The sequence below is a fragment of the Chengkuizengella sediminis genome, assembly GCF_010078385.1.
In the GTDB taxonomy this organism is placed as follows: domain Bacteria; phylum Bacillota; class Bacilli; order Paenibacillales; family KCTC-33759; genus Chengkuizengella; species Chengkuizengella sediminis.
Genome location: NZ_SIJC01000004.1, coordinates 417,464 through 439,128, shown reverse-complemented (window position 1 = coordinate 439,128; position 21,665 = coordinate 417,464). Strand labels below are relative to the sequence as shown.

At 33.7% G+C, this 21,665-nt stretch carries 25 protein-coding genes and 1 pseudogene; 19 read left to right on the top strand and 7 right to left on the bottom strand.

The features are described 5' to 3' along the window. Nucleotides 1-188 precede the first annotated feature (188 nt). From EPK97_RS11180 to EPK97_RS11165, 4 genes are all read left to right on the top strand, one after another. Nucleotides 189-1,004, top strand: coding sequence for a lipid II flippase Amj family protein (locus tag EPK97_RS11180; RefSeq protein ID WP_162036693.1), 816 nt, complete (start codon nt 189-191; stop codon nt 1,002-1,004). Between the two features lie 29 nt (nt 1,005-1,033). Next, nucleotides 1,034-1,426 carry a (2Fe-2S) ferredoxin domain-containing protein gene (locus tag EPK97_RS11175; RefSeq protein ID WP_162036692.1) on the top strand — a complete coding sequence of 131 codons (393 nt, stop codon included), beginning with the start codon at nt 1,034-1,036 and terminating at the stop codon, nt 1,424-1,426. A gap of 92 nt (nt 1,427-1,518) precedes the next feature. Continuing rightward, nucleotides 1,519-2,001, top strand: coding sequence for a glutathione peroxidase (locus EPK97_RS11170; protein ID WP_162036691.1), 483 nt, complete (start codon nt 1,519-1,521; stop codon nt 1,999-2,001). 140 nt (nt 2,002-2,141) lie between these two features. Beyond that, nucleotides 2,142-3,137: an aldo/keto reductase gene (locus EPK97_RS11165; RefSeq protein WP_162036690.1), complete on the top strand. Its 996-nt coding sequence runs from the start codon at nt 2,142-2,144 to the stop codon at nt 3,135-3,137. Between the two features lie 53 nt (nt 3,138-3,190). Here EPK97_RS11165 and EPK97_RS11160 read toward each other — a convergent pair whose 3' ends face one another. Then, nucleotides 3,191-3,958: a sulfite exporter TauE/SafE family protein gene (locus tag EPK97_RS11160; protein WP_162036689.1), complete on the bottom strand. Its 768-nt coding sequence runs from the start codon at nt 3,956-3,958 to the stop codon at nt 3,191-3,193. A gap of 240 nt (nt 3,959-4,198) precedes the next feature. Between EPK97_RS11160 and EPK97_RS11155 the strand changes: the two genes are divergently transcribed. From EPK97_RS11155 to EPK97_RS11115, 9 genes are all read left to right on the top strand, one after another. Then, on the top strand, nt 4,199-5,266 hold the full coding sequence (locus EPK97_RS11155; RefSeq protein WP_162036688.1) for a LytTR family transcriptional regulator DNA-binding domain-containing protein: 1,068 nt from the start codon (nt 4,199-4,201) through the stop codon (nt 5,264-5,266). A gap of 95 nt (nt 5,267-5,361) precedes the next feature. Further along, the gene (gene rocF / locus EPK97_RS11150; RefSeq protein WP_162036687.1) at nt 5,362-6,273 is read left to right on the top strand and encodes an arginase; all 912 of its coding nucleotides are present in this window, start codon (nt 5,362-5,364) and stop codon (nt 6,271-6,273) included. A 63-nt stretch (nt 6,274-6,336) separates the two neighbouring features. After that, nucleotides 6,337-7,548, top strand: coding sequence for an ornithine--oxo-acid transaminase (locus tag EPK97_RS11145; protein WP_162036686.1), 1,212 nt, complete (start codon nt 6,337-6,339; stop codon nt 7,546-7,548). Nucleotides 7,549-7,780: 232 nt separating this feature from the next. Further along, entirely contained in the window at nt 7,781-8,629 is an 849-nt protein-coding gene (locus tag EPK97_RS11140; protein WP_162036685.1) for an ABC transporter ATP-binding protein, read from the top strand. Beyond that, entirely contained in the window at nt 8,626-9,336 is a 711-nt protein-coding gene (locus EPK97_RS11135; RefSeq protein WP_162036684.1) for an ABC transporter permease, read from the top strand. Before EPK97_RS11140 ends, EPK97_RS11135 begins: the two co-directional genes overlap by 4 nt. A gap of 311 nt (nt 9,337-9,647) precedes the next feature. After that, nucleotides 9,648-10,253, top strand: a complete 606-nt coding sequence (locus EPK97_RS11130; RefSeq protein ID WP_162036683.1) for a winged helix-turn-helix domain-containing protein — start codon at nt 9,648-9,650, stop codon at nt 10,251-10,253. Next, the gene (locus EPK97_RS11125; protein WP_162036682.1) at nt 10,250-10,441 is read left to right on the top strand and encodes a hypothetical protein; all 192 of its coding nucleotides are present in this window, start codon (nt 10,250-10,252) and stop codon (nt 10,439-10,441) included. The genes EPK97_RS11130 and EPK97_RS11125 overlap by 4 nt, the downstream gene beginning before the upstream one ends. Before the next feature lie 11 nt (nt 10,442-10,452). Continuing rightward, nucleotides 10,453-11,031 (top strand): ATP-dependent Clp protease proteolytic subunit, encoded by a 579-nt coding sequence (locus tag EPK97_RS11120; protein WP_162036681.1) that lies wholly within the window; start codon nt 10,453-10,455, stop codon nt 11,029-11,031. A 23-nt stretch (nt 11,032-11,054) separates the two neighbouring features. Next, entirely contained in the window at nt 11,055-12,092 is a 1,038-nt protein-coding gene (locus tag EPK97_RS11115) for an SDR family oxidoreductase (protein WP_162036680.1), read from the top strand. A gap of 200 nt (nt 12,093-12,292) precedes the next feature. Here the strand turns inward: EPK97_RS11115 and EPK97_RS11110 are convergent, their stop codons facing one another. The 4 genes and pseudogenes from EPK97_RS11110 to EPK97_RS11095 form a co-directional block, all read right to left on the bottom strand. Beyond that, complete coding sequence (locus EPK97_RS11110) at nt 12,293-12,508, bottom strand: hypothetical protein (protein WP_162036679.1); 216 nt, start codon at nt 12,506-12,508, stop codon at nt 12,293-12,295. 351 nt (nt 12,509-12,859) lie between these two features. Next, a pseudogene (locus EPK97_RS11105) lies at nt 12,860-13,035 on the bottom strand (uridine kinase); the annotation flags it as partial. 166 nt (nt 13,036-13,201) lie between these two features. Then, nucleotides 13,202-13,768 (bottom strand): GNAT family N-acetyltransferase, encoded by a 567-nt coding sequence (locus EPK97_RS11100; protein WP_162036678.1) that lies wholly within the window; start codon nt 13,766-13,768, stop codon nt 13,202-13,204. Nucleotides 13,769-13,885: 117 nt separating this feature from the next. Next, on the bottom strand, nt 13,886-14,395 hold the full coding sequence (locus tag EPK97_RS11095) for a TetR/AcrR family transcriptional regulator (RefSeq protein ID WP_162036677.1): 510 nt from the start codon (nt 14,393-14,395) through the stop codon (nt 13,886-13,888). 98 nt (nt 14,396-14,493) lie between these two features. On the opposite strand from EPK97_RS11095, the gene EPK97_RS11090 reads away from it, so the two are divergent. The 3 genes from EPK97_RS11090 to EPK97_RS11080 all read left to right on the top strand — a co-directional run bounded on the left by EPK97_RS11090 (nt 14,494) and on the right by EPK97_RS11080 (nt 16,810). Further along, entirely contained in the window at nt 14,494-14,835 is a 342-nt protein-coding gene (locus EPK97_RS11090; protein ID WP_162036676.1) for a VOC family protein, read from the top strand. Nucleotides 14,836-14,952: 117 nt separating this feature from the next. Then, nucleotides 14,953-16,350, top strand: coding sequence for a dipeptidase (locus tag EPK97_RS11085; protein WP_162036675.1), 1,398 nt, complete (start codon nt 14,953-14,955; stop codon nt 16,348-16,350). Next, nucleotides 16,334-16,810 (top strand): GNAT family N-acetyltransferase, encoded by a 477-nt coding sequence (locus EPK97_RS11080; protein ID WP_162036748.1) that lies wholly within the window; start codon nt 16,334-16,336, stop codon nt 16,808-16,810. The genes EPK97_RS11085 and EPK97_RS11080 overlap by 17 nt, the downstream gene beginning before the upstream one ends. A gap of 159 nt (nt 16,811-16,969) precedes the next feature. Here EPK97_RS11080 and EPK97_RS11075 read toward each other — a convergent pair whose 3' ends face one another. Then, nucleotides 16,970-17,983, bottom strand: a complete 1,014-nt coding sequence (locus tag EPK97_RS11075; protein ID WP_162036674.1) for a catalase family protein — start codon at nt 17,981-17,983, stop codon at nt 16,970-16,972. 319 nt (nt 17,984-18,302) lie between these two features. Between EPK97_RS11075 and EPK97_RS11070 the strand changes: the two genes are divergently transcribed. After that, on the top strand, nt 18,303-18,785 hold the full coding sequence (locus EPK97_RS11070; RefSeq protein ID WP_162036673.1) for a nuclear transport factor 2 family protein: 483 nt from the start codon (nt 18,303-18,305) through the stop codon (nt 18,783-18,785). A 43-nt stretch (nt 18,786-18,828) separates the two neighbouring features. On the opposite strand, the gene EPK97_RS11065 is transcribed toward EPK97_RS11070, so the two are convergent. Beyond that, entirely contained in the window at nt 18,829-20,043 is a 1,215-nt protein-coding gene (locus EPK97_RS11065; protein WP_162036672.1) for a threonine synthase, read from the bottom strand. 298 nt (nt 20,044-20,341) lie between these two features. Here EPK97_RS11065 and EPK97_RS11060 point away from each other — a divergent pair, with 298 nt between their 5' ends. Together EPK97_RS11060 and EPK97_RS11055 are read left to right on the top strand one after the other, a co-directional pair. Beyond that, entirely contained in the window at nt 20,342-20,644 is a 303-nt protein-coding gene (locus EPK97_RS11060) for a DUF5316 family protein (protein WP_162036671.1), read from the top strand. Nucleotides 20,645-21,222: 578 nt separating this feature from the next. Beyond that, nucleotides 21,223-21,660 (top strand): hypothetical protein, encoded by a 438-nt coding sequence (locus EPK97_RS11055; protein ID WP_162036670.1) that lies wholly within the window; start codon nt 21,223-21,225, stop codon nt 21,658-21,660. The last annotated feature ends 5 nt before the right edge of the window (nt 21,661-21,665 follow it).

Below are 21,665 nucleotides of genomic sequence, written 5' to 3'. Positions count from 1 at the left end.
ATAACATATAATATGCAACATTGAATTTGGATATCATTCTTTTATATGTAAATCCCTATTATTTAGTATAAGTTATTCTTTATCATTAGACTACGAAAATTACCAACATAAACTCTAGGTTGAGTGATTTGTATTGTTTTTCCCATGGTATAATATTCATAACTACATTAATAACAAGGGGTGAAACATTGGAAATTTTAAATGATAAAGTCATTTATATTTCTCTATTTATTTTAATCATACATACCATTGAAACACTAGCCTATGCTGTTCGTCTATCAGGAGCAAGAGTCGGTTTAATAGCATCCGCTCTATCTCTTTTTAATCTGATGGTTATCATTTCAAGAATGGCAAACATGATGCAACAGCCTTTCACAGGCAGTTTAATCGATACAGCTCCATCAACGAATACGCTAACATTTGTTGAAAGCCAATTTAGAGTAATCATAGGTGCTTCAACTGTTGGCACGGTTATAGGCATTTTTTTACTTCCAACTTTTATTGCTTTATTTTCGAGAGCAATTATACACTTATCTGTTCAACGAGGTTCGATTCCAGCTTTTTTTAAAAATGTTTCAACAATTGACCATATAAAAAGAGGTATAAATCATACACACTTTCCTGGGAGGTCCTATCTAAAAGGAGTCACATTAAAAAATATTCCCAAAAGATTATTCATGATTAATATGGTAGTCACTGCAATATATACAATCGGTGTTCTATCTGCTTTATACGCAGCTCTATTAGTTCCAGAAAGAGCATCAACTGCCATTATGGCTTCAGGATTAATTAATGGTATAGCAACAATTCTGCTTGTGGTTTTTGTAGATCCTAAAATATCAGTACTGGCTGATGATGTTATAAATAAAAGAGGTAGCTATACAAAATTAAAAAATGTATCAATCATGATGGTAATATCAAGGTTATTAGGTACATTGCTTGCTCAAGTGATATTTTTGCCAGGTGCAAAATATGTAGCTTGGTTTACTAAAATTATTGCTTGATTTCTCATTCAAAATAAAGGAGATAAACTATGGCGACATGGAATTTAACGACTACAAACCAACATGTGTTAATATGCAATGGGGGCAGTTGTAAAAATGAAGGCGCAGAAGAATTAACGCAAGCGATTAGAAATGAAATAACAAATAGAGGATTAGATCCATATATACATACAACTAGAACACTTTGTAATGGACGATGTGAGGACAAATGTGTCGTGATTAGTTATCCAGATGGTATTTGGTATAAAGGTATGACTAGTGGCGATGCTTCGATTTTCATTGAATGTCTTGTAACAGGGCAACTGCTAGAGGGAAAAATCAGCCATACTTATAATGGTGAATCTTTTATACCTATAAAAGGCACTAAAGTAGGAAAAGTGAAAGATGAGGAGACTGTGAAAAAGGTTTCTAAAATATTTTAGTGAGAGTTAACAAAGAATACATAACAAGAGGTTTTTTTCAATACGTTTTTTATGTTTTTATGTTACATTTATTATGAAAGAGGTGTGTTGAGATGTCAGTTTATGAATATTCAGTACAAACAATTAAAGGTGAAGAAAAATCTTTGAAAGATTTTGAGGGGAAAGTAATATTGATAGTGAATACTGCAAGTAAATGCGGTTTTACACCACAATATAAACAACTTCAAGAGCTTCATGAAAGTTATAGTGAGAAAGGATTAGTTGTATTAGGTTTCCCATGTAATCAATTTGGTGACCAGGAGCCTGGTGAAGAATCTGATATTGAGAGCTTTTGTGAACTGAATTACGGTGTTACTTTCCCGATGTTTGCAAAGGTTGATGTAAATGGAGATGATGCTCACCCGTTATTTACTTATTTAAAAAAAGAAGCCCCTGGAATTCTAGGATCTAAAGGGATTAAATGGAATTTCACTAAGTTTTTAATCGATAAATCTGGTAAACCAGTAGCTCGTTATGCACCGAAAACAGATCCACTAGAAATGAAAAATGAAATTGAGAAATTATTAAGTGAATAGATATTTTAAGCAGAGGCCGATGATATATCGGTCTTTTTTTTGTTTAATTAACTGGTATTATACTAAATGATTATTTTGGTCAAAGTGTACAATCTTAGTCTAAAATGATGTATACTTAAAATAATTATTCTAATGAGGTGATGAGATTGACAGTAAGTACAGAAACGGCTCTTCGAAACTTAGGTGCATCTGACTTAAAGATTTCAGCATTAGGTTTGGGTACATGGCAATTTAGTAAAGGGAATGGATTCGTAGGTGGTTTTTGGCCAGTATTGGAAAAACAAGAGATTGAAGAAATTATTCAAATTAGCCTAAGAGGTGGTATCAATTGGTTTGATACCGCTGAGGCTTATGGAAGAGGGAAATCAGAAGAAGCACTGGCTGATGTTTTGAATGGTTTAGGAGACGAAGCAAAGGATGCATTGATTGCAACGAAGTGGTGGCCTGCTCTTAGAACAGCAAAATCTATTAAGCAGACTATAAATCAAAGACTTCAATCGCTTAAAGGTAGAGAAATTGATTTGTATATGGTTCATCAACCTTTTTCCTTTTCTAGTGCTACCGCTGAGATGAATGAGATGGCTATTTTATTAAAAGAAGGAAAAATAAATCATGTTGGTGTTAGTAATTTTAATGAGAAGAAATTGAGAGAAGCACATCGTGCATTAAAAAAGCACGGATTCCCTCTAGTATCCAATCAAATGAAATACAGTTTATTAGATCGACGTATTGAAAACAATGGGGTGTTGGATGCGGCGAAAGAGCTTGGAATTACCATTATTGCATATTCCCCACTCGAACAAGGGATATTAACAGGAAAATTCCATAAAAAACCTGAGCTCACAAAAAATATAACTGGTCCTCGTAAGTATCGCTCAGGATTTAAACCATCGGCAATGAAAAGAACGCAGCCGTTGATTGATTTACTTGATCAGTTAGCACAGGAATATAACGTTACAACAAGTCAGATTGTTCTAAATTGGACGATCAATTTCCACGGAGAAACGATTGTTGCCATTCCGGGAGCAACCAAAAAGCACCATGCTGAAGAAAATGTGGGTACGTTATCTTTTAAATTATCAGAAAAACATCTTGCTGAAATTGATAAGGTTTCAAAAGAAGTTTCTGTTAAATAAGAATCTGTTCTTAGAGATTGAATCCCGGCGATGAGTCGGGATTTTTTTATAAGTCACTTCATCAGATATACAACACCATCATAAATCAACTTAATTCCTCCAATTGCTGATAGAGCTAGAATCGTCGTTTGAAAATGATTTTGTGGTATACGAGGTAGAAATTTGATGCCTAACCAAGTTCCAATTAAGATCGCTGGGATCATCCAAGCATTAAATATTAGTGTTGTTGGAGTGATAAGTCCAAGATAGACGAAAAACGGGATTTTAATTACATTTACTGAAAGGAAAAACCATGCGCCAGTCCCAATAAATTCATTTTTCTTTAATCCTTTAGTTAACAAGTAAATCGCCATGATGGCACCTGCTGCATTTCCAACCATTGTTGTGAAACCCGCTAATATGCCGAGAAAGTTTAGAAAAAGAGAAGACTCAGTAAAATTGGATTGAAGCCAGCTTTCAAGTTTGTTTTTAGAAATGTGTAAAAAGATAAGAGTTAATATAATAATCCCTAGTAAAAGAGATAGTTCATCATCTGTAATAGATTTTAAAACAAAAAAACCAATAATGATTCCACTAATCACCCATGGAATTAATTTGATAAGATACTTCCAAACTACCGTTCGTCTATAGTAAATAACGGCTACGATATCAGCTGCAATTAACATAGGTAGTAAAATACCGACAGATTCCTTGGCTGGAAAGATGGATGCTAGTATGACAACAAAAAAGATTCCAGCACTGGGTATCCCCGTTTTTGAAAATCCAATTAATAAAGCAGCTAGGATAGTTAAACATAATTGAAAAATAGTTAAATCAGACATAGTGAATTCCTCAATTCTGTTATTTTGTTGTGACAAACTTCGGCTCCAGTTCATTCTTGAACTGGCAACTACCCTTCTGTCTTTGACTAAGGCTCGTCAAAAGACGAGTTTTCTTTAAAAGTTACTATAACACAAATATCAAAAAATGGATCTTTACATATGTATTTTTTGTTATGAAGGATAAAAAATGGGATAATGTGAGAACGATTTACTTAGGTGAAGACAGGAGGTTTGTATGAAATGAGTATATTAAACATTAAACAATTAGAAAAAAACATGGGAAATTCGGTATTATTTCCTGCAATAGATTTAGAGATTCATCGTGGAGAAGTAGTCGCTATCCAATGTAATAGAGAAGTAGGTTCAAAGTTAATACAATTGATGATCGGTGAGTTGCCTGTGTCTAGTGGTGAGATATTATTTTTTAGTAACCCATTAAATAAAAATTTTAAGAGCTTAAGCAAAAGGATTGGCATCGTATTTGTAAATGAAAATTTGTATGAAAGACTGACAGCAAAGCAGTATTTACATTTTTACAAACAACTCTATGAAGTAAAAATAGACATCAATCCAATCCTAGAACAAGTTGGTTTATTAAATAAGTCGAAAGTGAAAATTAGTAGATTGACTTTTTCAGAAAAGAAACGTTTACACTTTGCTCGTGTATTGGTCCATCAACCTGACTTGATTATTTTGGAAGAGCCTGATCAGAATGTAGACATTGAAAGTAGAATTATCATTCAGAAAGTGATCAATGAATTTGTTTCTCAAGAAGGAGCTGTTTTGATTACGACTAGTTATCTTGAGAGTGCGATTATGATGACAAATCATATATACCATCTAAATGATCAAGGTTTGAAAAAATTGGAAGTTATGGATGAGGAAGATAATGTGAAAGATGAAAAGGAAGAGAACTCAACAGAACCCAATATTTCTAAAGAAGATTCAACAACCCCTTCTAATATGCAGGTTCGTTTTGAAAAAATTCCAGCCAAAGTAGACGAGAAAATCATACTGTTTGACCCTATGGAAATTGATTTTGTTGAAAGTAGTGAGGGAATATCCCATTTACATGTTAAGGGTGAGGTGTTTCCCTGTACATACACTTTAAACGATTTGCTCAGTCGACTTCAACCGTTTGGCTTTTTCCGTTGTCATCGTTCATATATTGTGAATTTACAAAAAGTACGGGAAGTGATCACCTGGACACGGAATAGTTATAGTTTAGTTTTAGATGATTCTAAAAAAAGTTCAATTCCATTGTCAAAGGGCAAATTGACTGATTTGAAAGGCATTATAGGGTTTTAATCAGTATAAATATACAAAATTTTGTCGAGTTGAGTCATCGTGCTAAAAAAGGATATAATACCCTTGATAAAAGAATTAAACTGGGAGGCGGACTAATGAATCAACAAATCTCAATTATTGGTGTACCTATGGATCTAGGACAAACACGCCGTGGAGTTGATATGGGCCCTAGCGCAATTCGGTATGCTGGAATTGTAGAGCGTTTGCAAAATTTAGAATATGATATTAAGGATTTAGGGAATATTGAAATAAGCCATTTAACAGATGACCAGGATGATGTTAACGATAAAGATCATAATTTAAGAAATTTACAGGAAGTGAAAGAGGTAAATGAAAAACTAGCTTCTTCTATTTCAAATGTAATTTCAGAAAGTCGGTTTCCACTAATACTAGGGGGCGATCATAGTATTGGAATTGGAACCATTGCAGGAGTTGCAAAACATTATAACAATCTTGGTGTTATTTGGTTTGATGCACATGGAGATTTAAACACTGCGGAAACTTCACCAACAGGGAACATTCATGGAATGTCATTGGCTGTAGGTCTTGGCTTAGGTCATGAAAAGCTTACAAGTATTGGAGAATTCACACCAAAGATCAAACCTGAAAACATAGTCATTATCGGTGCGCGTTCTCTAGACGAGGGAGAGAAAGATTTAATTCGCGAAAAAGGAATTAAAGTGTATTCAATGCATGAAATTGACCGCCTCGGAATGAGTAAAGTCATGGAACAAGCAATTGCCTACATTTCGAAAAATACAGATGGTGTTCATTTAAGCTTAGATTTAGACGCATTAAATCCTCATGATGCACCAGGCGTTGGAACACCAGTTCTTGGAGGAGTGTCTTATAGAGAAAGTCACTTAGCAATGGAAATGTTGGCAGAATCAGATATTGTTACATCTGCTGAATTTGTTGAAGTGAATCCAATATTGGATGAGAGAAATAAAACAGCGACGGTTGCTGTAGCATTAATGGGTTCATTATTTGGTGAAAAACTAACATAATTGCGTATTTACATTGGATATCAAAATATTGCGTTAAGTATGAAGAGAGGACTGATGATATAAATGACAACATCAAAAAATATTATTGAAAAAACAGATCAATTAGGAGCACATAATTATCATCCACTTCCGATTGTCATTTCAAAAGCAGAGGGAGTATGGGTAGAAGATCCTGAAGGAAACAAATACATGGATATGTTAAGTGCTTATTCTGCAGTAAACCAAGGACACCGCCATCCAAAGATTATTCAAGCATTAACAGACCAAGCCAATAAGGTTACATTAACTTCAAGAGCTTTCCATAATGATCAATTAGGAGCTTTTTATGAGAAGGTTGTAAAACTAACGAATAAAGACATGGTGCTTCCTATGAATACAGGAGCAGAAGCGGTTGAAACTGCTGTTAAAACAGCACGACGTTGGGCTTATGAAGTGAAAAAAGTGGCAGATAACCAAGCAGAAATTATTGCTTGCGTTGGGAATTTTCATGGTCGTACGATGACGGCAGTTTCATTATCATCAGAGCCTGAATACCAACGTGGTTTTGGTCCGATGTTGCCAGGTATTAAACTAATTCCATATGGTGATATTGAAGCATTAAAACAAGCGATTACTCCTAATACAGCTGCATTTTTATTGGAACCTATTCAAGGAGAGGCAGGGATTGTGATTCCTCCTGATGGTTTTTTAAAGGAAGCAGCCAATGTGTGTAAAGAAAGTAATGTTCTCTTTATTGCAGATGAAATTCAAGCTGGTTTAGGAAGATCTGGAAAGATGTTTGCTTGTGATTGGGATAACGTTGTACCAGACATGTATATTTTAGGAAAGGCACTTGGTGGAGGAGTATTCCCAATCTCATGTGTAGCTGCTAATAAAGATGTTCTAGGTGTATTCAATCCTGGATCTCATGGATCTACTTTTGGTGGAAACCCACTCGCTTGTGCGGTATCCGTAGCAGCACTTGAAGTACTTGAGGAAGAAAAACTAGCGGAACGTTCTTTAGAGCTTGGAACGTATTTTCAACAAAAGCTAAAAGAAATTAAGAACCCAATGATAAAAGAAGTTCGCGGTAAAGGATTATTTATCGGGGTTGAACTTAATGAACCAGCAAGATCTTATTGTGAGGAACTCAAAGAGAAGGGGCTTCTTTGTAAAGAAACACATGAAAATGTAATTCGATTTGCACCTCCATTAATGATTTCAAAAGAAGATCTAGATTGGGCGATAGAAAAAATCATTGCTGTTTTAAGTAAAAGTGAAGTGAAAACGAACTAACTTTCAAATCAATGTATAATAAACAAAAAAACAAGCTGCGGGCACAAGGTTTAACCTTTTGTTCGCAGTTTTTTATGTTCTATTCATCTAAAATAGTGCTCCCTTCAGCCCCAAATATACTCCTTTTACCTTGATTTTAATGCGAGTGTCCTTATATTTAGCTAAACTGAACTCAACAAAGCGATTCAAGTACCCGCTTAAATCATAAACAATAGAAGAGGAGTTCAGAACAATGAATAACATTATAGAAGTCAAAAATTTAAGTAAATCATTTGGTAATAAAATAGCTTTAAAAAATGTATCATTTAAAGTAAAAAAAGGAGAAACATTTGGTTTTTTAGGTCCGAGTGGATCGGGGAAAACAACTACGATTAAAATGTTAACTTCACAGCTACTACAAACAACTGGTGAAATAAAAGTTTTTAATCAACCATTAAAAAAACAAAAAGATCCATCCTTTATGAAACGGATTGGTATTTTAACAGATAATAGTGGGTTGTATGATCGTCTTACAGTTTATGATAACCTAACACTTTTCTCTCAGCTTTATGATGTAAATCAAAAGCAAATTAATGAAATTTTAGAAGTAGTAAACTTACAAAATGATAACAAAACACAAGTAAAAAAGCTTTCAAAAGGTATGAAACAAAGAGTTACATTAGCACGAGCAATGCTGCATAAACCTGAGCTTTTATTTTTAGATGAACCGACTTCAGCATTAGACCCTGTAAATACAAAACACATACATGATGGGTTAAAACAGCTTAATGAACAAGGGACAACAATCTTTTTGACAACACATGATATGATGGAAGCGGAACAGCTTTGTGATCGAGTGGCATTTTTACATCAAGGAGAAATAAAACAGCTCGATACACCTCAAAATTTACGAATACAATATATGGACTCTTCTGTTACCTTGCTACTTAAAGATAATCAACGTATTGTTGTGAACAAAGATGAAAAAGGAGCAAAGGCTATATATCAACATATGAAATCTGGAGAAGTGGTTTCGATTCATTCAAACGAACCAACGCTTGGAGAAATTTTTGTACAAATTACGGGGAGGGAATTAGCATGACATTTTCATTGAAGAGAGTATACGCCATTTTTACGAAGGATTATAAAGATTTATTAAAAAATTCTTATGTATTATTTACTATTGCTCTTCCTATATTTTATGCTTTGTTGTTAAACCGTATAGGTGACGAGAATGCTACCTTCAATTTACTGCCGATTAATCTTGCATTGGTTATTACAGGTGCTTTCATACAAGCTGCCATCGTCGCTGAAGAAAAAGAGAAAAATACATTACGTGGTTTGTTATTATCTCCCGCAAGTACATTGGAAATATTAATTGGAAAAAGTGTTTTATCAGCAGTTGTGACGGTATTGGTCATTCTAATCTGTGTTAAATTAGGTGGTTTTGTCATTGTATCACTTTCTCTATTTGCACTAATGATCTTTTTAAACTTAATCATTTACCTTGCTGTAGGAACAATGTTAGGGTTGCTTTCAAGAACAGTGATGGAAACTTCAATTATTGGAATGCCTTTCATGTTGGTTTTCGGAATGATCTCTATGTTTAAACCGTTGTTTAAAAATGAAATGCTTTTAAATGCGATTGAGTATTTACCAGGAGAGCAGTTTGCTGCTGCATGGATGACAATAAGTGAAGGTGGTCAGTTTGGAGATATAACAGGGGAGCTGGTTGTACTAACGCTATGGGCAATTGTTGCAGTTGTAGTCACATTTATTACTTATGGAAAACGTCGTTTTGATAAATAGAAATAAAATCACACATATTATTGAAATAACTAATGATAATGAGTTGAGAATAGCTATTTTAAGGGGAGAGATTATAGGATTGAAAAATCTATGGATGGCAAATATCGGATTAATACCTTCTTTAATAGTTGGATATTTTGGGATATTTATTAGTGGAGACTTGAGGAGAACATAAAAAAAAGGAATCTAAAGGTGTCTGTTAACTTTAACAGACATTTTTTTGTGAAAAATTTTAAAAATTTGACATTTATCCACCAACGTAATAAAATGAATTTAACGTAAAAATAAAATTTTTACGAAAGGAAATGAATATGAATTTAGAACATAAACCTAAAAAGAAGCTAATTACAGATGTAGATCAAATTCTGATGTTAAATCATCCACTTAAAATGGAAATCTTACAGCAATTAACTGAAAGTCGCTCATCAAGTGAAGTTGCCAAACTTATAGGAGAACCTCCTCAAAAAATTAACTATCACATTAAAAAGTTAGAAGGGGTAGGTCTCATTCAAAGGGTAGGACACCGTAATGTACGTAATTTGGTGGAAGTGTTGTATGAAACAGTTGCTGAGCAATTTGTGTTATCAGATGATTCAAAAATAAATAATAAGTTAATTCAGCAAATGAAGGATCAAGGTTCGTTAAAGTATTTGTTTGAAATGTCAGAACAAATGAAACAAGACACAATGAAATTAATGAATGTTGTAGATGAATCAAACCATGTACCAAGTGCTACACTTGATTTTACAATAAAGCTTTCAAATGAAGAACAGAGAAAACAGTTTATCGATGACTATGTGCAGATGATTAAAAAGTTAGTTTCAAAATACAATGCAAATGGAGATGAGTCTAATGAAGTATTTCAAGCGATGATTGCTTTATACCCTCACATTAAAGAAGGAGATGAACAAAAATGAGTAAGATTTTTGCTGAAAAGATAAGTGAAAAACCTAAAGATAATGTAATCCCTTTTCCAACAGAGAAAAATCACACGAATCAAACAAAACGTTGGCAAGTTGGAAATGAGGATAATGAAGTGATTATTAAACAAGTATCTTCTGGTTTTGGTGAAAGTCAGAATCTGAATATGAAGATGATAGCGTAGGAGGGAAAAGTATGAGTACAATTCCATATGTTGTTGAGCAAAGCAAAAATGGAGAACGTTCTTATGATATTTATTCAAGACTTTTGAAGGATCGTATCGTAATGATTGGTAGTGAGATTAACGATCAGCTTGCGAACTCTGTTGTAGCTCAATTATTATTTTTGTCAGCAGACAATTCAGAAAAAGATATTCAAATGTACATTAACTCACCTGGTGGCTCTGTTACAGCTGGTATGGCTATATTTGATGCTATGCAGCATGTAAAATCTGATGTTAGTACAATGTGTATGGGGTTAGCGGCGTCTATGGGTGCATTTTTACTAATTGGAGGAGCAGAGGGGAAACGTTATGCACTTCCAAATAGTGAAATTATGCTTCATCAACCGTTAGGTGGTGCTCGTGGTCAGGCTTCGGACATTGATATACATGCCAAACACATTATCGAAACTAGGAAAAGAATGAATCAAATTATGTCGGACCGCTCAAAGGTTTCAGTGGAGGAAATGTATAACATTACGGATCGTGACCGTTTCTTTTTTCCAGAGGAAGCAAAGGAACTGGGATTGATTGACCATATTCTTGTGAAATAAGATCGAAAGCAGGAGGTGCTCGTTTGAAAATATTGATTATTGGAGGTACACGATTTATAGGGAGATATCTAGTATCTGAAGCTTTAACTAGAGGACATGAGATTACGTTATTCAATCGAGGAAATCATCATCATGAATTTGCTGACGATGTTGAGCATCTGATAGGTGATCGGGAACATCAGTTAGATGTTTTAAAAAATCGAAAGTGGGATGCTGTGATTGACACATGTGGATATGTTCCAAGAGATGTTTATCATTCCACCCAAACTTTAGCAGATCAGACAGATCATTATACTTTTATCTCTAGTATTTCAGTATATAAAGATTGGATGCCAGAAGGAATAGATGAAAAGTATGCAGTTCAAATTTTATCTAAGGAAAAAGTAGAAGAAATTACTCGAGGTACTTCAGGTTTCATTCCTGAGTATTATGGAGCATTAAAATATATGTGTGAGAAGGAAGCAGAAAATACATTAGGAAATAAGTTGCTAACGATAAGACCCGGTCTAATTGTTGGTAAATATGATTATTCGGAGCGACTACCTTACTGGGTAAATAGAGTAGATAACGGTGGAAAAGTACTAGCTCCAGGAGATCCTCATCAAAGAATTCAATTCATCGATGCAAAAGACTTAGCATCTTGGAATTTAGACATGATAGAACATAAAGAGACAGGTACATTTAATGCAACAGGTATAAATAGAAACTTAACCATGTTAGAGTTGCTTGAAACGTGTAAAGAAATAACCAAAAGTAATGCAGAATTTTATTGGGGAAGTGAGCAGTTTTTATTAGAAAACGATGTTAAACCTTGGTCAGATATGCCGTTATGGATTCCAAGTAATCACCCTTTACAGGGCGAAGAAAAACCTTGGAAAGGTGCAAATTCTTTTAATATCGATAAAGCACTAAGCAAAGGGCTTACTTTCCGCTCATTGAAAGAAACAATCGGAGACATTCATACGTGGAATCAATTAAGAGAGGTTGAAATTAGCAAGGCTGGTATAACCTTGGAAAGGGAACAACAATTATTGAAGGAATTAGCTAAATACAGTGCATGAACTCTTTAACAATTATCAAAATGATATTGACAGGATATGAATTTGTCCCTTATAAAGATTAAGTAGATTAGGTTTAAATACAAAATAGTAAGAAAGAAGCCATCTCTTTGAGATTGGCTTCTTTTAATTAGATCTTTATACTCTGCAGTCTACAACAGTATGTAAATATTTACGCTAAGTTGTTTAACTTTTCTAAGATTTTACATTATATAATCAAGGGCATCTTGAAATAGTTTAGGAAAATTTTCAGGTAAGGAGTGCCCCATACCTTCTTGTATAATTAACTTACAAGGGATATTTTGATCTTTAAGAACATCTACTATTTCCAATGCTTGGTCATAGTAAGGATCTTTGTCTCCAGTAATAATACAACCTCTATTTGTAAGTGAAGTAAAAGGGTGATACATGTTAGTCAAGTCTAATGTGCATCACCCTTTCTTTATAATGGCTTTTTTACGATTTAGGGTTTCAAAATGTGTACATGTACTAATCAACTCGTCTATACCATTACTAATTACTAACATATAATATATTAGCAAATAGATTAGGAGGTGATATGAATGAGTAGATTTGAAGTAACGGTATTAGTACATTTTATCCATTTAGTTATTGTATTAGATAGAGGTTCTAGTTTCTTCCGTCTACTGGATAGAATGACCACTGGTAACAGTACTTGATAGACTTAACTGGGAAGTTGAATGTACTGGATTCATATGCTGAGTACTTTATAGATCTATATTGGACATTGGACTTCCCTCTTTTATCATTCATTTTGTTCCATCAATAACAAGGTCTGCTCTATTTTGGGGTATATGTTTCTCAACATAAATATCTTCTGCTATCATCCAATTGCTTTCCCACATATCACATCCTGCCCATCTCTATCAAGACCTCTATCGAGGCGTGTTTCTCTCGAACAATCTACCCATATTTTAAAATCATATTTTTCTTGGAAATAAAAATCGTCCATTTGCACTGTGGTTACATTAGAGCACTGTCTTTTTAATTTGTTAGCAAATGTCTAGGAATTTAAGTCCTTCTACTAGTTGTTTAATAGGGGTATATTGACCTTTCAATGTGGTAAAATTCATATGATTCTCCTTCTATGCCTATGAATTATTCATTGATCGATATTCTTCTTCTAAAATGCTCATTAATATTGCATCATGATACAGATGATTATAATATAATCGATCTCGCTGAATACCTTCTCTTTTAAAGCCTAACTTTTCATACACATGAGCTGCACGTTTGTTAAAAGAAAAGACCTCTAGTTCAATTCGATGTAAATTTAAAATACCAAAACCATATTCTAACATCAAAGAAATAGCTTCACTTCCATAACCTTTACCTTGATTTTGTTCAACATCTATGGCGATTCGTATATTTGAGCTGCGGTTTATCGTGTCAATATCCTGTAAAGCAATATCTCCAATAACTTCATCCGTTTCTTTTAAAACAATGAGTAGAAGCACTGAGGAAGAATCTTCAGCTTTTCCTTCTATATAACTAGAAATTTGTTCTCTAGTATAACTTTTTTGAGTTCCTGTAAGTCTCCTTGTTTCTGAATTGTATAACATTTGAAAGTAGATTTCTGCATCTTCTATATCCAATGGTCTAAGATAGACTTTATTACCTTCTAAAAAACGTATTGCTTTCTTTTTTTGTGTTTCCATTGTATCTTCCTCCTATTAGAGATAATATGTTTTCAGTAATTTGTATTCAACAATATGATATTACCTCTTTTATAAAAGCAGAAAGCCAGCTAAAAAGCCAGCTTTAATAAAAATATTTCATTTTAAAATTCTTGTAATTAATTGTTTTGCATTCTCTTGATCGATATTTCTTTCATGAATGGCATTTAACAAGGAACGCCAGGATGGAAGTAAAATATACTCAAGCCCTGGTATTGTCTTTTTGTTTAGTTCAATCAAAAATTCTCCAATACGATCGATTACTTTATCTGAAGGCAATTCACTCAATAGCTTGCAGCAATCCAATTTCACACAAGCATCAATTCCAACCTTAACCGCTGCTACTAGGGCTTGGTTAGGATTGTCTTCAAATAAAGTGGCTGCACCCTCCATTCTATCAATGATTCGTTGTTCCATCTCATTGCGAATCAATAAGTACAATTTTATTTTTGATCCAAAATGATGATAAATCGCTCCAGTTGTGACATTAGCCTCTTTAGCTAATTGTGAAATATTGACCTCCTTATATTCTTTTCTTTTAAATTCTTCTATTGCAATCGTGATCAATTGTTCTTTAATCGAACCTGGTATCGGAATCCATTCTTTCATAAACAAATCATAACATAAATACTTGATAGAATAAATAGATTATGATATAACATAATTAAGTTATGTTTTTAGGAAATAATGTTAAAGGAGAGGTTGGTATGAAATTAGCTTTTTTAGTGCAACCCGTGGAAAATATGAAGGAATCACTGAAGTTTTATCGAGATCAATTAGGATTCGAAGAAGCATGGCGTGAAGGAGATCACACGATGGCACTTAAAATGCCTGATACAGATGTACAGTTAATGATTGAAGATGATGAATTGGGTTTGCCTCCTGGCGGGTTATTTTTAGTGGATAGTGTGGATCAGTTTTTTGAGGAAAATAAAGATGTCTTAACCTTTGTTAAAGAGCCAATGGATATTCCTCCGGGTAGATACGCAATATTTAATGATGTTTCAAACAATGTGATTAGAATTCTTGATTTCACGAATGATAAATAATGATATACATAAGAGGAACGCTTGCTTTCCATATGGATTGTAAGCGTTTTTTTGATTTTCAAATACCTTAGCATACTAATTATAATAAATGTACAGAAAAATTGGAGGTTTTAGGGAATGGGACAAAACAAATCATCGATGTCGAAAGAGAAACGTGCATTGTTAGATGACCTAATCAAATGCATTGAAATTCCAAGTGTCAGTACGGATAGTAAATATAAAAATGATATGTATCATTGCTGTGATTACATAAAAGCATATTTATCTAGAATCGGATTTGAACATGTTCAAAATTTAGATGGAGGAGGATATCCAGCTATTTATGCAGATTGGATGCATGCAACAGGAAAACCGACGGTGCTTATTTATGGGCATTATGATGTCCAGCCTGCAGAATCTTTAGAAGGTTGGTTATCTGATCCTTTTCATCCAGAAATTCGGGACGGGCATCTTTATGGTAGGGGGGCAACGGATAACAAAGGACAATTATTCATGCAGCTTAAGGCGCTTGAAACCCTTTTTCAGCAAAATCAACTTTTACCTGTGAATATTAAGCTAGTGATAGAGGGTGAAGAGGAGATTGGAAGTAAAACAATGCCTGAGATTATAGATAAATATAAAGCGCATTTATCAGCAGATTTATTAGTTGTTTCTGATACAGGTTCATTACAGAAGGATGCCCCAGCTATTTGCCATGGGTTAAGAGGCATGATCGGGTTTGAATTAACGGTTCAAGGTCCTAATCGAGATTTGCATTCTGGGAGTATCTATGGAGGAGTGGTTCAGAACCCGATTTATGCATTAGTTCATTTATTAAACTCGATGAAAAATGACCAAGGGTATATTACAATTCCTGAATTTTATGAAGATGTAAAACTCCTTACAGAATTAGAAAAGGATACACTTGACTCCATTTCTTTTTCTGAAGAAAAGCTTAAAGAGGATATTGATGTGACACAACTCTTTGGAGAAGATGGGTATTCTTTTTTGGAAAGAGTTTGGACCAGACCAACATTAGAAATCAATGGAATTGAAGGAGGTTACCAAGGTGAAGGAATGAAAAGTATTATTCCAGCAAAGGCAAAAGCCAAAGTAACTTGTCGTTTAGTTCCAAATCAAAAGGCAGAAGAATTAAAATCTATCATTGATAAACATATCAGAGAAAATACACCTGTAGGAGTAAAAGTAGATATAGAGTGGAATAAATGTTCAGATCCATTTTTTATTCAACCAGACCACCCTTATATTTTAAAAGCACTAAGTTCATTACAAAGTGTATTTGACAAACCGGTTCAGCTGATTCGGGGCGGGGGGACTATCGCTGCTGTTGAAATGATGAATCAAACACTTGAAATACCTGCAATATTAATTGGCTTTGGTCACTCCACATCAAATGTACATTCTATTAATGAGAATATGTCTGTTGAAAAATTTGAAAAAGCAATAGCAGCACTGAGCAACTATTACTTATCTTTAGGAAAGGATATTATTGAGACCAATGATTATATTAAATGAAATAGATTTAAAGCGATATAAACCTGAATACCTGCAATCACTATCTGAGTTTGAGTTGACTAAAGAACAAGAACAGTTTACCTCATTGCCAATGGATAGGTTAGAAGCGACACATGAGCGACATCCTATTGTTATCGTAAATAATAAAAAGCCAGTTGGTTTCTTTGTATTACATTCAAGTGACAGAGTAAAAGAGTATACGGATAATACGAATGCTATGTTACTAGCAGCATTTTCTATTAATTACTTTCAACAAGGTAGAGGATATGCATCGATAGCTATGAAGCAGTTGAAAGTTTTTGCAAATCAAGAATTTCCTGATTGTAACGAGATTGTTTTGGCAGTGAATAAAAAGAATATTGCTGCTCAAAAATTGTATGAAAAAGCGGGGTATATTGATACTGGTCGAAGAAAGATGGGGCCAATTGGAGAGCAGTTGATTTTAAGTTATTCTGTATAGTTAGGTCTGTCCATCCTAACCATATTTGATCAATTATCTAAATTTTTAAATGAAAGTGGATATCTATAAAATAGGAAGTTTAAAATTTTAATTAATTTAATGTGATTGGATGTTCAGGAGGAGTTTTAATGTCCTCCTAAACATATGTGGTGAACCAATTCATTCCGTAGGTTCAAGCATCTTACGATTATCTCTTACATGTCTGAATTTGGACAAGTTTTTGTAAATTTCTACGCGTGCGCGATTAATCCCGCCAATAGGTTGATGTTCCAATAATACATGACCTGGTGAAAAGGACATATCCTCAGCTAACTCATCTCTTTCTTTCGTTCGGAAGGTTTGCTGGGGTATTTTTATAGTTGCTACTTTTATAAAAGGAGAATCTGTTTCCTTCCACTCGACACCTGCATCTTCAACTGGCATTTGAAGAGGATCTTTTTGAAGTTGAATCATAAAATCAAAGCTGGCCTCGTGTTCTCTGAGATGGTTTTCAATATTATCTGTTAAATATGTATTCGTCAACTCATTTGGTAAAGAACTTTTATATGTTGATGTTGGGATAATAGAGTATTTAACAACATTATTTTCACCAAACAAATAGGGGGTTGTGCTCCAATAACGAATATCTAAAGGGGAAGTATGATTTTTCTTTCCTTTGTTAAGTTCTTTGATAATATGCCCTTTGCCAGTTAACATGAAATTTAGTAACAATACGAGAGGGTTCCATTTAATCGCATAGTAAACCGCATCATGAAATAACTTTGCTGTCCCAAGTGGCATGGTTGGATGACTCATTAAAACAAAATCTTGCGTTTGTTTTTCCTCTTTAAGATACTTTTCTCCATCCACATCCACTAATTTAATGGCAAAACCACGAAAATCTTTCTTTTTATCTGGTTGTGGTGTTCCACTAGCATTGGAGATTCTGACCCATGCGGAATAAGTTTTTTCTTTTTGAAAAAGGCCAACTTTAAGTTCTTCAGGAAGATTTGATGAAATTTCAAATTCAGCTTTTAATAAGGCGAGATGTTTAGGATGAGCATCTCTTTTTGTATTTCCTTTTTCATAACTTTTTTCCATTTTTCCTTGTAATAAAGCTTGCATTGATTGTATTACTGATGCTTCATCAGCAGGAATAGATTCAAACTTTGTTGGTGAATATGTATTTTTCATAACTTGACTCCTTATATTTGAAATAAGTTTATTATGACTGAATTATTTTTTTGTTAGTTATTAATAACTATTATATAGATTTTATTTTATATGACATTTGTTTTATTTTCAATCTTTTTTTGGGAGCAGAGTATAGTCATGCATAATAATTGTATTTTATTCCACATATTATTTGTATGTTATAAAAATAATATGCTAAAAAGATTTACCTCTTATATACTCACGTCCTTTTTTGATAATGTTATAATAAAATTAAAGCAGGAAGAATATACCTTTAGTTTAATTTATCAAGATTAGTAGCTTAGTGGAGGTGAAAGATATGAACAAAAATGAAGAATTGATCCATAAGCTTTACACAAGTTTTCAAAATAAAGATTTTAAAGCGATTCGATCATGTTACCACGATGAAGCAATATTTGCAGATCATGCATTTCCTAATTTAAAGGGAAAAGAGCCCAGTGCAATGTGGCAAATGTTGTTTGGGAATAATGATCAAGTCAAAATCACCTTTGACAGCGTGCAAGCAGATGACTCAAAAGGGCAAGCTAGATGGATTGCCAAATATCCCTTTTCACAAACAGGTAGAAACGTAATAAACGTTATTAAAGCTTCCTTTGAGTTTAAAGATGGGAAAATCATTCAACATGTGGATGATTTTGATTTTAATAAATGGTCACGTATGGCTTTTGGCCCGATAGGGTTTTTAATAGGATGGACTCCATTTTTTAAAAAGAAAATACAGAAAACAGCGGGTGAGAGACTAGTTAAATACATAGAAAAACACTCTGAGTATCAAAACTAGATTAAAAATCCGCTACTTTATTCAGTAGCGGATGAATTTTATATTAGATATCTTCACTAGGTTGAAGAATAGCTGGTTCTCCAGGGTGATATGGATATTTAATTCCAGCCCCTGTGTTAAGCAACACGACCTTCTCATCTTCCTTAATCCAGTTTTGTTCTTTTAATTTTTTAGCTGCAGCGAGATTAGCAGCTCCTTCCGGACATACGAATAATCCTTCTATCGAAGCGATTTCTTCCTGACATTTTACAATCGTCTCATCATCAATGGCTATAGCACATCCATCTGTTTCATAAATAGACTCTAAAACTAAGAAGTCACCAATTGCCTTCGGAACGTTAATACCGAATGCTAACGTATCTGCATCTTCCCACATGACGGATTCTTTTTTATTTTCTTCCCAAGCCTTTACGATAGGTGCACATCCTGTAGCTTGAACTGCAACAAGTCGAGGCATTTTTTCACCGATCCAACCGATTTCTTTAAGTTCTTTCAATCCTTTGTAAATACCGATAATTCCTACGCCACCACCAGTTGGATAAAGAATTACATCAGGTACTTCCCAACCGAGTTGTTCTGCGATTTCTAATCCCATTGTTTTTTTACCTTCAATACGATATGGCTCCTTTAAAGTGGAAGCATCGTAGAAACTATTTTTTTGAACTGCTCTCCCTACAATTTTACCTGCATCACTGATTAGTCCATCAACTAAATATAGCTTTGCACCTGCAATGGAAGTTTCACTTCTTGTGATTTTTGGTGCTTTAATAGGCATAACAATGTTAGCTTCAATACCAGCTCTAGCTGCATATAAAGACCAGGCTCCGCCTGCATTTCCATTTGTAGGCATAGCTAGTGATTTCACACCTAGTTCCTTTGCTTTGGATATTCCTACTGCAGCTCCACGAGCTTTGAAACAGCCTGAAGGAATCGTTCCTTCATCTTTTAATAACAGGTTCGGTATACCTACCTTTTCTCCTAAATTTTTAAGAGGAATCAAAGGGGTCATTCCCTCACCAAGTGAGACTATATTTTCATCTGACTTCACTGGAAGAAGCTCACGATAACGCCATAGGCTTGGCTCTCTTGTAAGTAAATCTGCCTTACGCCACTGTGTTTTCAGCTTTTGTAGATCATACTTTACAAGCAAAGGAGTTCCACATTCACATAATTGATTGACTTCATCAACACTATATGTTTTATTACATTTGGGACATTCCAAATGAGAGACAAAACTAGATGGTTTACGTTTAGACATTATTTTCTCCCCCTAACGATATGAAAGTATATATTAAAAATGAATATCCAGAATATTCTTTATTCATCATAAATGATATTTGATGATTACAAAAATAGTTTATTATTATACTTAAAATAAGTATTGTTTATGGGTGAAGATCAATACAGTTATACGAATTGAATTTCATTCTATATTGGGTGAAATTTTGTAACCTTATAGATCGAGATGCGTATTGATTATAAATACTTATTTTTAGGTAGTGAATGAAAAGACCTTGCTTAGATTAGAAAAAGATTATTTTTAAGGAGTGAGATTCATGCGAAAGGTCATGATTGATGGGATTGTAAAACCACTAGTTCATGGTGGAATCATATTATTTATTACGTTTATTATCGTATTATCTGTTGGTGAAATCCATTCAATAGGAAATATTACTTTTAAAGTTGCTATTATACTTATAATACTGGCTATTCTTACATCTGGGACAGCTGTAAGTGGAGATCGTATGAGGGCCAATTTTGCCTATGAAAGCAGGGAAGAAAAGAAATCGAGAATGAGATGGTCAAAAAACTTATTGTTGATGTCAATTCCTAGTTTTGTCGTATGGATCATTACTTAATTAACCCATTCTGATATATTACCTCTTGCGGAAGTAATGCTTCAAAGTCACCATATATTTCATGAAGTAAATAAAGGAGCAGTAAGGGCGCACATTAGCTACTTATTGTGAAGGAAATGATTATCAATAAATAAATATTTATATAGAAGTTCCAGCAACAATAAAGAGTCTCAGTTATGTGGCTCTTTTTGTGTCACACGTTTGCAACTGTATAGTGAGAGGGTAATAACACCTATTTATTTCACATATCCGCATTCGTACAATCAAAAAGATATTAAATAACATAATATAATATCAAACCCATAGGGGCAACCTCTAATAATGGTTTTTTGTACGAATGTCTAGGGATAGCAGTTCAAGAAAATGGATTAGATGGTTCATAAGATAGAATGAAAGATATAAATGAAGAAGAGGGACCCTATGGGTTTAAAAAATAAATGAAGGAAGACATACAAACTTTCCCGTTTTAGATAATAACCCAAGTGCTGGAATTTGTTGCATCCAGAAGGCATTTATGCGATGATGATGGTTTTGAAATTTTACAAATTAAAAAGTCTGTAAATGAGAAGAGGAATACAATGATAGAAGCTAACAAAGCAAAGCAAACATTAGAAGAAATGTTAAAAGAAGCAAATGTGAAATTTAATGAACCTGATTGCATTCAAATATGGGAAGTTTTTAAAAAATTTTCAAAAATCAAAGTAAATTGTTCTGACGATGCTATGTTATTTCAATGTGGGGTTTATGATTTTACAAGAGAAGAACTATTTAGTTTAGGATATGTAAGACAATTCATATTTGAAGTAGATGGTGAGTATGATTATATGGAGCAATTAGAAATAACAATTTACTTTAAACCCAATAAAGAGTTAGAACAATTTGAAAGAGATCTGTGGACATATGATTGTAATTCTAAAAAAGAGTTCTTTAGTTTAGTTGAAAATATGAAGGAATTTTATATTCCAATTGAAAAATATACTCCGATGAAATTTGAAATTGAACAAGAAGAAGTTTAGATTTT

Coding starts and splice junctions, on each gene's coding strand:
- EPK97_RS11070 (WP_162036673.1), top strand. CDS start 18,303: ATGAACAAAAATGAAGAATTGATCCATAAGCTTTACACAAGTTTTCAA.
- EPK97_RS11175 (WP_162036692.1), top strand. CDS start 1,034: ATGGCGACATGGAATTTAACGACTACAAACCAACATGTGTTAATATGC.
- EPK97_RS11130 (WP_162036683.1), top strand. CDS start 9,648: ATGAATTTAGAACATAAACCTAAAAAGAAGCTAATTACAGATGTAGAT.
- EPK97_RS11055 (WP_162036670.1), top strand. CDS start 21,223: ATGATAGAAGCTAACAAAGCAAAGCAAACATTAGAAGAAATGTTAAAA.
- EPK97_RS11065 (WP_162036672.1), bottom strand. CDS start 20,043: ATGTCTAAACGTAAACCATCTAGTTTTGTCTCTCATTTGGAATGTCCC.
- EPK97_RS11145 (WP_162036686.1), top strand. CDS start 6,337: ATGACAACATCAAAAAATATTATTGAAAAAACAGATCAATTAGGAGCA.
- EPK97_RS11090 (WP_162036676.1), top strand. CDS start 14,494: ATGAAATTAGCTTTTTTAGTGCAACCCGTGGAAAATATGAAGGAATCA.
- EPK97_RS11140 (WP_162036685.1), top strand. CDS start 7,781: ATGAATAACATTATAGAAGTCAAAAATTTAAGTAAATCATTTGGTAAT.
- EPK97_RS11060 (WP_162036671.1), top strand. CDS start 20,342: ATGCGAAAGGTCATGATTGATGGGATTGTAAAACCACTAGTTCATGGT.
- EPK97_RS11100 (WP_162036678.1), bottom strand. CDS start 13,768: ATGGAAACACAAAAAAAGAAAGCAATACGTTTTTTAGAAGGTAATAAA.
- EPK97_RS11155 (WP_162036688.1), top strand. CDS start 4,199: ATGAGTATATTAAACATTAAACAATTAGAAAAAAACATGGGAAATTCG.
- rocF (WP_162036687.1), top strand. CDS start 5,362: ATGAATCAACAAATCTCAATTATTGGTGTACCTATGGATCTAGGACAA.
- EPK97_RS11165 (WP_162036690.1), top strand. CDS start 2,142: ATGAGATTGACAGTAAGTACAGAAACGGCTCTTCGAAACTTAGGTGCA.
- EPK97_RS11120 (WP_162036681.1), top strand. CDS start 10,453: ATGAGTACAATTCCATATGTTGTTGAGCAAAGCAAAAATGGAGAACGT.
- EPK97_RS11095 (WP_162036677.1), bottom strand. CDS start 14,395: ATGAAAGAATGGATTCCGATACCAGGTTCGATTAAAGAACAATTGATC.
- EPK97_RS11125 (WP_162036682.1), top strand. CDS start 10,250: ATGAGTAAGATTTTTGCTGAAAAGATAAGTGAAAAACCTAAAGATAAT.
- EPK97_RS11085 (WP_162036675.1), top strand. CDS start 14,953: ATGGGACAAAACAAATCATCGATGTCGAAAGAGAAACGTGCATTGTTA.
- EPK97_RS11135 (WP_162036684.1), top strand. CDS start 8,626: ATGACATTTTCATTGAAGAGAGTATACGCCATTTTTACGAAGGATTAT.
- EPK97_RS11170 (WP_162036691.1), top strand. CDS start 1,519: ATGTCAGTTTATGAATATTCAGTACAAACAATTAAAGGTGAAGAAAAA.
- EPK97_RS11075 (WP_162036674.1), bottom strand. CDS start 17,983: ATGAAAAATACATATTCACCAACAAAGTTTGAATCTATTCCTGCTGAT.
- EPK97_RS11160 (WP_162036689.1), bottom strand. CDS start 3,958: ATGTCTGATTTAACTATTTTTCAATTATGTTTAACTATCCTAGCTGCT.
- EPK97_RS11080 (WP_162036748.1), top strand. CDS start 16,334: ATGATTATATTAAATGAAATAGATTTAAAGCGATATAAACCTGAATAC.